This window comes from Actinoalloteichus spitiensis RMV-1378, assembly GCF_000239155.1.
Classification (GTDB): Bacteria; Actinomycetota; Actinomycetes; order Mycobacteriales; family Pseudonocardiaceae; genus Actinoalloteichus_B; species Actinoalloteichus_B spitiensis.
Map to the genome: position 1 here is coordinate 1 of NZ_AGVX02000328.1, position 11,491 is coordinate 11,491.

11 protein-coding genes are annotated in these 11,491 nt (G+C 71.1%); 5 read left to right on the top strand and 6 right to left on the bottom strand.

Annotation, left to right across the window (positions count from 1 at the left end; all coding sequences use genetic code 11):
- Positions 1-611: 611 nt before the first annotated feature.
- The 4 genes from ACTIDRAF_RS0214865 to ftsY all read right to left on the bottom strand — a co-directional run bounded on the left by ACTIDRAF_RS0214865 (position 612) and on the right by ftsY (position 5,054).
- Complete coding sequence (locus tag ACTIDRAF_RS0214865; protein WP_016699524.1) at positions 612-950, bottom strand: P-II family nitrogen regulator; 339 nt, start codon at positions 948-950, stop codon at positions 612-614.
- Entirely contained in the window at positions 947-2,281 is a 1,335-nt protein-coding gene (locus ACTIDRAF_RS0214870) for an ammonium transporter (RefSeq protein ID WP_026066126.1), read from the bottom strand. The genes ACTIDRAF_RS0214865 and ACTIDRAF_RS0214870 overlap by 4 nt, the downstream gene beginning before the upstream one ends.
- A gap of 235 nt (positions 2,282-2,516) precedes the next feature.
- Positions 2,517-3,248 carry a D-Ala-D-Ala carboxypeptidase family metallohydrolase gene (locus ACTIDRAF_RS35325; RefSeq protein ID WP_016699526.1) on the bottom strand — a complete coding sequence of 244 codons (732 nt, stop codon included), beginning with the start codon at positions 3,246-3,248 and terminating at the stop codon, positions 2,517-2,519.
- Between the two features lie 255 nt (positions 3,249-3,503).
- The gene (gene ftsY / locus ACTIDRAF_RS0214880) at positions 3,504-5,054 is read right to left on the bottom strand and encodes a signal recognition particle-docking protein FtsY (RefSeq protein ID WP_052168840.1); all 1,551 of its coding nucleotides are present in this window, start codon (positions 5,052-5,054) and stop codon (positions 3,504-3,506) included.
- 164 nt (positions 5,055-5,218) lie between these two features.
- Between ftsY and ACTIDRAF_RS29025 the strand changes: the two genes are divergently transcribed.
- Genes ACTIDRAF_RS29025 through ACTIDRAF_RS0214895 form a run of 3 tightly spaced genes read left to right on the top strand, consistent with a single transcriptional unit; the run spans position 5,219 to position 8,347 of the window.
- Entirely contained in the window at positions 5,219-6,427 is a 1,209-nt protein-coding gene (locus ACTIDRAF_RS29025; RefSeq protein ID WP_052168841.1) for an anhydro-N-acetylmuramic acid kinase, read from the top strand.
- Between the two features lie 12 nt (positions 6,428-6,439).
- On the top strand, positions 6,440-8,011 hold the full coding sequence (locus tag ACTIDRAF_RS0214890) for a sodium:solute symporter (protein ID WP_016699529.1): 1,572 nt from the start codon (positions 6,440-6,442) through the stop codon (positions 8,009-8,011).
- A 51-nt stretch (positions 8,012-8,062) separates the two neighbouring features.
- Positions 8,063-8,347: a GNAT family N-acetyltransferase gene (locus ACTIDRAF_RS0214895; RefSeq protein WP_016699530.1), complete on the top strand. Its 285-nt coding sequence runs from the start codon at positions 8,063-8,065 to the stop codon at positions 8,345-8,347.
- Positions 8,348-8,359: 12 nt separating this feature from the next.
- Here ACTIDRAF_RS0214895 and ACTIDRAF_RS0214900 read toward each other — a convergent pair whose 3' ends face one another.
- Positions 8,360-8,785 carry a hypothetical protein gene (locus ACTIDRAF_RS0214900; protein WP_157163044.1) on the bottom strand — a complete coding sequence of 142 codons (426 nt, stop codon included), beginning with the start codon at positions 8,783-8,785 and terminating at the stop codon, positions 8,360-8,362.
- Between the two features lie 300 nt (positions 8,786-9,085).
- Here ACTIDRAF_RS0214900 and ACTIDRAF_RS0214905 point away from each other — a divergent pair, with 300 nt between their 5' ends.
- Entirely contained in the window at positions 9,086-9,946 is an 861-nt protein-coding gene (locus tag ACTIDRAF_RS0214905) for a helix-turn-helix domain-containing protein (RefSeq protein WP_016699532.1), read from the top strand.
- Positions 9,947-10,033: 87 nt separating this feature from the next.
- Complete coding sequence (locus ACTIDRAF_RS0214910; protein ID WP_026066128.1) at positions 10,034-10,234, top strand: DUF397 domain-containing protein; 201 nt, start codon at positions 10,034-10,036, stop codon at positions 10,232-10,234.
- A gap of 36 nt (positions 10,235-10,270) precedes the next feature.
- Here ACTIDRAF_RS0214910 and ACTIDRAF_RS0214915 read toward each other — a convergent pair.
- On the bottom strand, positions 10,271-11,491 hold a 1,221-nt coding region (locus ACTIDRAF_RS0214915; protein WP_026066129.1), incomplete at its 5' end, for an AAA family ATPase.

Consider the following 11,491-nt stretch of genomic DNA (forward strand, 5'->3'; position numbering starts at 1 on the left):
GGCCCCACCCCACACCCCGGCCCCGCGCCCCGCCGCCTTCCGGCGGTCGGGGCGCCGTGGTCGTGTCGGACGGTCCCCTCGCCGCCCACCCCCAGTGGGACAGCGGGGTCCGCCGACACGACCGGGGCCCGGCACCCCGGGGTGACCGACCCCTCGTACGGTCACCCCGGAAGCAGACGCCGGTCCGACAGGGCGGTGGTCCTCCTCCCCCGGAGGACCCGCCCGCGCACCGCGCCGTCAGGCCGCGACCGGTGGCGTGCGGATTTCGCCCCACCCCCTGCGGGGCGAAACCCTCGGCTCCCTCGCAGGCCCGGCTTCCCGGCCTGACGTGATCAATAGTGGCGTCCGCGATCTTCCGAGGGCAGCGTGAAGGCCCTTCATTCGGGCTGTGTAGTCCTACGCATCCTGGCGTGGGGGCGGTCACGGGGACTCCGCACGAGGCCGGGGCGGTGTGATCACGGTAGGGGGCCGAACGGCGGAACGGGGTTAGGCGCGCGGACTTCATCAGGGATCGGTACGCGGGGACGGTGGACGCGACGGGGCCCCGTTCCCGGGGACGGGAACGGGGCCCTGCTGGTCGGCTGGCGGCGGGGTGGACGTCGCGCGTCGGCCTAGATCGCCTCGGAGTCGCGTTCGCCGGTGCGGACCCGCACGACGGTCTCCACCGCTGTCACCCAGACCTTGCCGTCACCGACCTCACCGGTGCGTGCCGCTTCGACCACGGTCCTGATCACGTCCTCGGCCCTGCTCTCCTCGACCAGCACCTCCACCCGGAGCTTGGTGATGTAGTCGACGGAGTACCCGGCGCCCCGGTACACCTCCGTCCGGCCCTTCTGCCGTCCGTACCCGCGCGCCTCGCTCACGGTCATGCCGAGTACGCCGAGTCGGTCGAGGCCCGCCCGGACGTCGTCCAGCGCGGCCGAGCGGACGATGGCGGTGACCAGCCTCATCGGGCACTCCTCTCCGCCACCACCGCGTCCTCGGCGGAGCCCTGGGTCGCTCCGAGCACCTCGGTCCGGGTCGCGGTCGCGGACCCGGTCAGCTCGTAGGCGCTCTCGGCGTGTTCGGTGCGGTCGACGCCGAGGTCCTCGTCCGCCGCCCTGGCGCGGAACCCGATCGTCGCCTTGACGGCGAGTGCGAGCAGGAGGCTCACGACGAACGAGAAGACCAGGACGGCGAGGGCGCCGACCGTCTGCCGCCAGAGCAGGTCGAGGCCGCCTCCGTAGAACAGCCCGGCGACTCCGCCGGCCTCCTCCGAGGCGAGGAGGCCGATCATGACAGTGCCGATCATGCCGCCGACCAGGTGGACACCGACGACGTCGAGCGAGTCGTCGTACCCCAGCCGGTACTTCAGCCCGATCGCGAGTGCGCACACGGCACCGGCGAGCACGCCCAGGACCACCGCGCCCACCGGGCTCACCGAGGCGCCGGCGGGGGTGATCGCCACCAGCCCGGCGACGATGCCCGAGGCGGCCCCGAGGGTGGTGGCGTGGCCGTCGCGGATCCGCTCCACGAGCAGCCAGCCGAGGATCGCGGCTCCGGTGGCCACCAGGGTGTTCACCATGACCAGTCCGGCGGTGGCGTCGGCGGCCAGCGCCGAGCCCGCGTTGAAGCCGAACCAACCGAACCAGAGCAGGGCGGCGCCGAGGACGACGAAGGGCAGGTTGTGCGGTCGCCCGGGGTCCTGCGGCCAGTCACGACGGCGACCGAGGACGAGTGCCAGGGCGAGCGCGGCGGCGCCGGCGTTGATGTGGACGGCGGTCCCGCCGGCGAAGTCGATGGCTTCCAGGCCGTTGGCGATCCACCCGCCGACGTAGCCGGTCTCCTCGTCGTCGAAGGAGAAGACCCAGTGCGCGGCCGGGAAGTAGACGAGGGTCGCCCACAGCCCGGCGAAGATCAGCCAAGGGCCGAACCGGGCACGGTCGGCGATGGCGCCGGAGATCAAGGCGACCGTGATGATCGCGAACATCGCCTGGAAGGCGACGAACACGATGGTGGGAATCGAGCCCGACATGGCCGATCCGTCGATGAGGCCACGGAGCCCGAGGAACTCGGTCGGGTCACCGAGCAGACCACCACCGACGTCCTGCCCGAACGCGATCGAGTAGCCGTAGAGAACCCACAGCACGCCCACGACGGCCATGCTGCCCAGGCTCATCATGATCATGTTGAGCACGCTCTTCGCCCGGACCATCCCGCCGTAGAAGAACGCCAGTCCGGGCGTCATCAGCATTACCAGGGCAGCGCTGGTGAGCACCCACGCGGAATCGCCACTATCCATGTCGCCTCCAGTAGACCGAACTGGCGCGAGCATCGATGGCGGCTGTTTCCGTCGTCGTCCAGGGCCGTTTCGACGCCGTGAACTGTGAATGTTCCTCGTTACGACGGCGTGTCCCCTGATCGTCCCCCGCAGGGCGGGTGTCGGCGGCACAGGGGCGGGAGCGCGGGACGGGGCGGGAGCGCCTGGCGCTCCCGCCCCGTGCGGGGCCCCCAGGCCTCACCTGGGGGCCCCGAGGTCAGACGGCCCAGTAGTACCCGCCGCCGCCGTAGGAGTACTCCACCCTGCTGTCGACGTGGGTGAAGGTCGAGTACCGGATGATCCCGGAGAAGCCGGACGTCTGCGCGTAGCCGATGACCTGGCTCACGGAGCGCCCGCTCACCACGATGTCGGCGGCGATGCCGTACGTGTGCTGGCTGTTGGCCGCGCCACCGACCGCGGAGTTGTGCGACCGGCTGCGGAAACCGGAGTTGATCGTGATGGGCCGGTCACCCGACTTCTTGCGGATCGCCTCCAGCTTGTACATCAGCCGCCGGACGTTCTCCCGGACGGTGGATGCTCCGACGTTCCCGCCGCTGAACCCGGCCCCGTCCTTCGAGTGGAACTCGGAGAAGTTGAAGTGCCGGGTGGAGCCGTCGGAGGCCTCGAGCCAGTTCAGCTGTGCCTGGGTGGCCGGGCCGACGATGCCGTCCGACGCGAGGCCGTAGGCCGACTGGAAGCGGCGGACCGCCCCCTCCGTCGCCGGGCCGAACTGGCCGTCGATGGCGATGTGGGTGCGGGAGGAACTGCTCGCCGCCCAGCCCGCCACGCGGATCTGGAGTTCACGGACGTCCGCCCCGCTGTCCCCCACCCGCAGTGTTCTCGTCCAGTTGTAGGCGTGCGCCTCCGGCGCCGTGGCCACGGACACGGTGCCGGTGAACAGGGTCAACGCCAGCAGCGCCACCGCGACCCGCCCCAGTATTCGCAACATTCGACCGTCCTCCATCGTGAGGTTGGACCGCCGCCACCCAGCCGGCGCCGGCGGGTGGACCAACACTGCACACCGGTTCCCGAAATGGACAGACAGGACGGCGAAAATTCACCTCATGACCACCGGTTCGGCGGAATGGTCACGCCTGGAGGCCTAGCGGGATCCGGCGAATGGTGGGGCCGATGTGCCACCGTTCGGCCTCAGGTGTTCGCGGGAGGGTGCCGCGCCTCACCTCAGCCACCCGGTGGAGGTCGCTCAGTCGAGCAACGCACGCACGAACGCGCCGGGTTCGAAGGGCGCGAGGTCGTCCGGCCCCTCACCGAGTCCGACCAGCTTGACCGGAACGCCCAGCTCCCGCTGGACCTGGAAGACGATCCCGCCCTTGGCCGTGCCGTCGAGTTTGGTGAGCACGATCCCGGTGACGTCGACGACCTCGGAGAAGACCCTGGCCTGCACCAGCCCGTTCTGACCGGTGGTCGCGTCGAGCACCAACAGCACCTCGTCGACCTCGGCCTGCTTCTCCACGACCCGCTTGACCTTGCCCAGTTCGTCCATCAGCCCGGTCTTGGTGTGCAACCGGCCGGCGGTGTCGACGAGGACGGCGTCCGCCTCCCGTTCGACGCCCTGCCGCACCGCGTCGTAGGCAACGCTGGCGGGGTCCGCGCCCTCACGCCCCCGGACCACGACGGAGCCGACGCGTTCCGCCCACGTGGCGAGCTGGTCCGCCGCCGCGGCCCGGAAGGTGTCCGCCGCGCCGAGCAGGACCTGGCGGCCGTCGGCGACGAGGACCCTGGCGAGTTTGCCGGTCGTGGTGGTCTTGCCCGTGCCGTTGACCCCCACCACGAGGACCACCGCCGGCCGGCCGCTGTGCGGCAACGCGCGGACCGACCGCTCCCAGCCCGGCTGGAGGGCCTCGACCAGCACCTCCGACAGCATCCGCCGCACCTGGTCGGCGTCGCGCGCTCCGCTGGTCGCGATCCTGGCCCGCAGCTTCTCCACGATCTCGGCGGTCGCCGAGGCCCCCAGGTCCGCCATCAGCAGCGTGTCCTCGACGTCGGTCCAGGAGTCCTCGTCGAGGTCACCGGCGCCGAGCAGGCCGAGCAGGCTCTGGCCCAGGGTGGACCGCGACCGGGACAGGCGTCCCCGCAGCCGCTCCAGCCGTCCCGTGGTGGGTGCGATGGGCTCGGTGGGCGCGGCTGGCTCCTCCGGTTCGGTGACGGAGGTCTCGGCCGGGGGGAGGGGGGTGGACGGCGGTTCGACGGCCGGGGGCGTGGTGGTCGGCGGTTCGGGGGCACGACGTGGGGGGACGTCCGTGGTGGGCGCGGTGTCGGTGCTCGCCTGGTCCGCGTCCTCCGGGAGCTCGACGTCCACCACGTCCCGGCGGGCGGTGTCGCGCGGGACCGAGGCGTCGTCGCCGACTCCGGGCTGCCCGTCGGTCTCGGTCCGCTCGGCTACCGGGTGCTCGACGTCCTCACCGGTCACCTCGGCCGTGGGCGGTGGTGACGGCGGGCGTTCCTGGTCGGGGGCGGGAGCCGTGGCCGGGCGGTCCGGGGACTCCGTCGACGGGGGGGCGGCCGAGCCCGAGGACAGGCTCACTCCCCCGCCGGCCTGGTACCCACCGCCCCGCGCGCCCCGGCGGCCCTGATCGAGCTCCTCGGAACGCCGGGCCTCCTCGCGGAGGCTGATGCGCCTTCGGCGTGCCAGGAGCAGACCGGTCACCAGCGCGACGACCAGCACCACGGCAACAACGGCAATGATCCAGATCAGGGTGGTTGACACCGCCCCATCCTCGCACTGGACGCCCATCACCCGCCTCGCGGTCGGGGTGCGGAGACGCCGGGGCGTCGTCGGCCCCCGCACCGCGCAGCGCATCACTGACCGCGATCAACCACTTGCGCGAAGCAGCGGAGTGCTCTAGACCACATCAGGTGAAGAGTTTTCGGGTGGTCGGCTTGATCTCCGGCACGTCGATGGACGCGGTCGACGTGGCGGTGGTCGACCTCGCGCTGTCCGGGGACGCCGTGCGGCTCGACGCGCTGGGCACCGACGCGGTCGAGTACCCGCCGCGTCTCCGTGCGCGCCTGACGGCGGCCCTCCCACCCGGGCGGTGTGACGTCGCCGAGCTCTGCCAGCTGGACACCGAGGTCGGGCAGGCCTTCGCCTCGGCCGCGCGACACGCCCTCGCCCGCTGGGGTGGCGGCGAGGCCCGGTTGGTCGCCTCGCTCGGGCAGACCGTCTACCACTGGGTGGAGGGCGGACGCTGCCGGGGGACGCTCCAGCTCGGGCAGCCGGCCTGGATCGCCGAGGCGACGGGGCTTCCGGTGATCTCCGACCTGCGGGCCAGGGACGTCGCTGCCGGGGGCCACGGCGCGCCGCTCGCGGCCCTGTTGGACTCGTGGTGGTTGGCGGCCGCCTCGGCGGGCTCCGTCCCGTCGTCGAGCTTCGGGACCACGGTCGCCGTCAACCTCGGCGGAATCGCCAACATCACCGCGGCTTCGGGCCCGGAGGTCGTCGCCTACGACACCGGCCCGGCGAACGCACTGCTCGATGCCGCCTGCCTGGACCTGACGGGCGGCCGGCACGACCACGACCCGGGGGGAACCCTGGCGGCGGACGGCAGGGTGCTGGACGGGCTGCTCGACCGGCTGCTGGCCGATCCCTACTACGCGGCCCCGCCGCCGAAGTCGACCGGCAAGGAGTACTTCAACGGCGACTACCTGCGCACCGCGCTCGCCTCGTGGTGGGGGGACCGCCATGATGACGGGCGGCCCGGGACCGCTGACCTGCTGGCCACCCTGGTCGAGCTGACGGCTCGCACCGTCGCGGACGCGTGCGCGCGGCACCGGGCGGACCGGGTGGTGGTCTCGGGCGGCGGCGTCGGCAACCGCACCCTGATGTCCGCCCTGGCCAGGGCCGTCGCACCCGCCGAGGTGGTCACCGCCGAGGCTCTCGGTCTCCCCTCCGACGGCAAGGAAGCCTGCCTCGCGGCGCTTCTCGGGTTCCTCGGCTGGCACGGCCTCCCAGCCAACCTGCCGTCGGCCACCGGTGCCTCCGGTCCGAGGCTGCTCGGGTCCATCACCCCGGGTGCGAACCCGTTGACCCTGCCCCAACCACACCCCCAGCGGCCCCGACGCCTCCTACTCGGTGAGGTCGACCGGCAGCTCCCCACCGCGATCTGATCGGGAGGCACCGTGCACACCCTGGACCTTGCCGTCATCGTCGGATACCTGCTGCTGATGCCGGTGCTCGGCGTCCTGTTGGCGGGCAGGCAACGCTCATCCTCCGACTACTTCGTGGGTGGCCGGAACCTGCCCTGGTGGGCCGTGTGCTTCTCGGTGGTGGCCACCGAGACGTCCGCGCTGACGGTGATCAGCGTGCCGACGGTCGCGTACCTGGGGTCCTTCACCTACCTGCAGTTGGCGATCGGTTATCTGATCGGTCGCATCGTGGTGGCCTTCGTGCTGCTGCCCCGCTACTTCCGGGGGAACCTGGTCAGCGCCTACGCCTTCCTGGGGAAGCGCTTCGGCGGCGGGCTCCAGGGCGCGACCTCGGTGACCTTCCTGGTGACCCGGCTGCTGGCGGACGGGGTGCGCCTGTTCGCCACCGCGATCCCGGTCAAGATCCTCCTGGCGACCTTCGGCGTGGAGGCCGAGTTCTGGCAGATCATCCTCGGCCTGTCCCTGTTCACCGTCGTCTACACCTACCTCGGCGGGATCAGGGCCGTGATCTGGGTGGACCTCGTGCAGATGGCCCTCTACACGGCGGGCGGGTTCGTCGCGGTGGCGCTGCTCGCCGGTCGGCTGCCGGACGGGTGGTTCTCGGGGCTGGTGGAGGCGGGCAAGCTCCAGTTCCTCGACTTCGGCTCGCACGTCCTGACCAACCAGTACGCCTTCGTCACCGCGGTCCTGGGCGGGGCGGTGTTCGCGATGGCCTCCCACGGCGCGGACCAGTTGATGGTGCAGCGGCTGCTCGCCTGCCGCGACGTCCGCGACTCCCAGCGCGCCCTGATCGTCAGCGGCGTCGTGGTGTTCTTCCAGTTCGCCCTGTTCCTGCTGGTCGGGGCCATGATGTGGATGTTCTACCGTGGCGCGGCGCCGGCCGAGCTCGGCATGGCCACCAACGACGACCTGTTCCCCACCTTCGTCATCACCGAGTTCCCGCCCGGCCTGTCGGGGTTGTTCGTCGCCGGCATCCTCGCCGCCGCGATGAGCACCCTGTCCTCGTCGCTGAACTCGTTGTCCACCTCGACGGTGAGCGATCTCTACCAACGGTTCAGCCGGCGACCGCTGGCGGACTCCGTGATCCTGCGGCACGGCAGGATCTGGACGCTGGTGTGGGCGCTGGTCTTCGTCGTCTTCGCCTCGCTGTTCACGGGAACGGACAACCCCGTGGTCGAGATGGGCCTGAGCATCGCGAGCTACACCTACGGGGCGCTCCTCGGCGCCTTCCTGCTGGGGCTGCTGGTGAAGCGGGCCCGTCAGGGCGACGCGCTGGTCGCCTTCGGTTGCACTGTCGTGGGGGTACTGCTGATCGCCTTCGGGGTGAAGATCCCGGTCGGGGGAGAGGACCTGGCGCTGGCCTTCCCGTGGTACACGCCGCTGGGCGTGCTCATCACCCTGGTGGTGGGTGGCCTGCTGTCGTTGCGGCACCGCGACGACGTTCCCGCTCCCGCCTCCGGCGACGACGACCCAGTCTCGCCCGACGGCGGAACGGGGACCCGCCCCCGGGTGTCGGACGCCGACACGGCGGGTACCTCCTCCTGACGGGACGATCGGGGTGGGGCCGCGCGGGAGCGACGGGAAGGGCGGTACGGCGTGGACATCGAGGTGCGGGACGTGTGGGAACGGTCGCGTTACGAGGTCCTCGTGGACGGGAGGCCCGGCGGCTTCCTCGACTACCGCCGGGAACCGGGGGTGCTGGTCCTCACCCACGCCGAGGTGCGGCCGGAGCTGGGGGGCCGCGGAGTGGGCGGCGAGCTGACCAGGCGCGCGCTCGACGACGTGCGTGGTCGGGGGCTCGCGGTGCGCCCGCGCTGCCCCTTCGTGGCGCAGTGGATCCGTCGGCACCCGGAGTACGGCGATCTGCTGGCGCCAGACTGACTGCGGGCGGTCTCAGGGGCCGCGCAGCAGGTTCAGACCGCCGCGCAGGTGCCCGAGGAGTTCCTCACGCTCCCGGGAGGAGAACACCACGCTGATCTCGTCGCCGCCGGGCGCGAGGGTGAGCGTGACCGCCCCGCCGTCGGCCGGGGCGGTGACCCGCATCCGCAGGGCGCCGTGGTGTTCGTGCGTGCCCATGACGTCACCGGGGGTGGCACCGGCAGCGGCGGTGTTCGCCACCGCGTCGATCAGCCCAGTGACACCTGATCGGTTCAGGAGGATGGAGAATCGGGCGGTCGATGCCAACCGTAAGAACAGACCACGCCTGTCCTCACTCAACTCCACCTGATTGGTGCAAGGACCGCTGCGAATATCACTGCCCGTCACCCGACGATAGAAAGTGAAGGTGCGCGTCTCAGCCATTCGCATGATGCCTGTCACCTCTTCTGGTTACTGACCTAGTCAGTACCGCGAGCCGCGCAGCCGACCCTCTAATGTGGTGGCGCGTCGTACGGGACCGTCGGGTGACGCGCAGCGCGGGATCGCGGTAGTCGGCCGCCCCCGCGAATGCGGCGCACCCAGCACCGATCTACCATCCCGTGAAATTTTCAACCAGACAAGAGCCCAACGGACACTTTCGATGGTTTCACCCGAACGAGTAACGCGATGGGGTCCCGTCCCTCCGTAGAGTCCAGTAGGAACGGGGCTTGATCGTTCGTAGGGGTGACAAAGGAGGAACGGGTGACCCAACGTGGCAACCCGACCGCACGGAGGCGCCAACTCGCTCGGGAGTTACGGCGACTCCGCGAGCAGGCCAGGCTCACCCTGGAGGCCGCGTCGCCGCTGTTGAACTTCTCTCCGGCGAAGCTGTCCAAATTGGAACGCGCGCAGCAGGCGGCCCACCCCAACGACGTCACGGTGATGCTCGCGGTCTACGGGGTGACGGGCGACCGTGCTGCTTCCCTGATCGAACTCGCGAAGGAGGGCCGGCGGAAAGGGTGGTGGGAGATCTACGGCGATGCCGTGATCGACTGGTTCGAATCGTACATCGGACTGGAATCCGACGCCTCCGAGATCCGCACCTTCGAGATCGACCTCATTCCCGGGCTGCTCCAGGCCGAGGACTACGCGCGGGAGGTGATCCAGGCCTGGCGCTCGGACATCGACGCGGACACCATCGAGCGCCGGGCCAAGCTCCGTGCGGCCCGTCAGTCCCGGCTCAGCGAGGAGGACCCGCTCGCGCTGCACGCGATCATCGGGGAGGCCGCGTTGCGGCAGCTGATCGGCGGTGCGAAGGTGATGGCACGTCAGCTGGAAGGGCTCCTGGAGAAGGCTGAGCTGGACAACGTCACCATCCAGGTGCTGCCGTTCAGCGCCGGAGTGCACTCCTCCCTCGGCACGGCCTTCACCACTCTGTCCTTTCCCGACGGCGAAGGCGATGTCGTGTACCTGGAGACCCTGAGCAAGGGGCTCTACATCGAGGTCGCCGAGGACGTGGCCCGGTACAACGAGATCTTCGACCACCTTCGCGACACGGCGCTGTCGCCCGGGGAGTCCGCGAGCCTGATCCAACGTCTGGTCGACGAGTTCCTGGAAGGCTAGCTCGTGTGGCGGGGCGGCCTCGGACGGTGGTCCGAGGCCCGCTCCCTGCTGCCGCCCGCGGACGAGGGATAGCAAGGAGGAGAGTGAGTGAGCACACAGTTGCCCGGTGTGCGCTGGCGGAAGAGCAGCCGAAGCAACGGGGGCGGGAACTGCGTCGAGATCGCACGGCGGCCCGACGTGATCGACGTCCGGGATTCCAAGAACCCCACTGGGCCGGTGCTGACCTTCGAGTCGGCGGAGTGGCGCCGCTTCCTCAGCGGCATCGCCACCACCCGCTGCCTCGGCTGACCCGCCGGAACCACCAGGGCGGAGGCGGAACGGTCCTCACTCACCGGGCGTCCCCGCGCCGGTCTCCTCCCCACCCGAGTCGAGTGTCGCCGCCACCGCGGCGAGCGCGCCCGCCCGGTCCGCGGCATCCCGCAGCCGCTGCGAGATCACCGTCGTGATGCCGTCGCCCCGCATGCTCACGCCGTAGAGCGCGTCGGCGATCTCCATGGTCGGCTTCTGGTGGGTGATGATGATCAACTGCGAGGTCTCCCTGAGCTGCTCCAGCAGGCCGATGAGCCGGCGCAGGTTCGTGTCGTCCAGGGCCGCCTCGACCTCGTCCATGACGTAGAAGGGCGAGGGTCGGGCCCGGAAGATCGCGACCAGCATCGCCACGGCGGTCAGGGACTTCTCCCCTCCGGAGAGCAGCGAGAGCCGTTTGACCTTCTTCCCCGGCGGGCGCGCCTCCACGTCGACACCGGTGGTGAGCAGGTCGTCCGGATCGGTGAGCACGAGCCGGCCCTCCCCTCCGGGGAACAACGTGGCGAAGACGATCTCGAACTCCCTGGCCACGTCGGTGTAGGCGGTGGAGAAGACCTCCAGGATCTTCTCGTCCACCTCCTTCACCACGGTCAGCAGATCGCGGCGGGTGGCCTTGAGGTCCTCCAGCTGCGTCGACAGGAAGCGGTAACGCTCCTCCAACGCGGCGAACTCCTCCAGGGCGAGCGGGTTGACCCGCCCCAGCAGGGAGAGGTCCCGCTCCGCCCGCTTGGCGCGCCGCTGCTGGGTCGCCCGCTCGTAGGGCACCGGGGCCGGCGCGACCACCTGCTCACCGCGCTCACGCGCGGTCTCGAACTCGGCCAGTTCCGCCGGGCTCGGCGGGACGGGGACGGTCGGGCCGTACTCGGCGACCAGCTCGTCGAGCCCGATACCGAAATCCTCGGCGATCTTCGCCTCGAGCTGCTCGATCCGCAGGCGGCGCTCGGCCCGCACCACCTCGTCCCGGTGGGCCGCGTCGATCAGTTTCTCCAGCACCGTCCCGAGTTCCCGTGCCCGGTTGCGGACGGCCGTCAACGCCTCCTCGCGTTCGGCGCGCCTGGCCTGGGCGACGTCCCTGGCGTGCGCGGCGGCGCTCACGGAGACCGCGAGCCTTCCCAGCGCGGCCTCACCCGCCCTGGCGACCGCCCGGGCCACCTCCGCCGCCCGCGCCCGGGCGGTCCGGGCGGCTTCGGCCCGGGCCCGGGCCTCCCGCTCCGCACGGGCGGCGCGGCGCAGCTGGTC

Bases quoted from the DNA above. Each gene is read 5' to 3' on its own strand.
- ACTIDRAF_RS0214865 (WP_016699524.1), bottom strand. From the start codon at position 950: ATGAGGCTGGTCACCGCCATCGTCCGCTCGGCCGCGCTGGACGACGTC.
- ACTIDRAF_RS0214870 (WP_026066126.1), bottom strand. From the start codon at position 2,281: ATGGATAGTGGCGATTCCGCGTGGGTGCTCACCAGCGCTGCCCTGGTA.
- ACTIDRAF_RS35325 (WP_016699526.1), bottom strand. From the start codon at position 3,248: ATGTTGCGAATACTGGGGCGGGTCGCGGTGGCGCTGCTGGCGTTGACC.
- ftsY (WP_052168840.1), bottom strand. From the start codon at position 5,054: ATGGGCGTCCAGTGCGAGGATGGGGCGGTGTCAACCACCCTGATCTGG.
- ACTIDRAF_RS29025 (WP_052168841.1), top strand. From the start codon at position 5,219: ATGGACGCGGTCGACGTGGCGGTGGTCGACCTCGCGCTGTCCGGGGAC.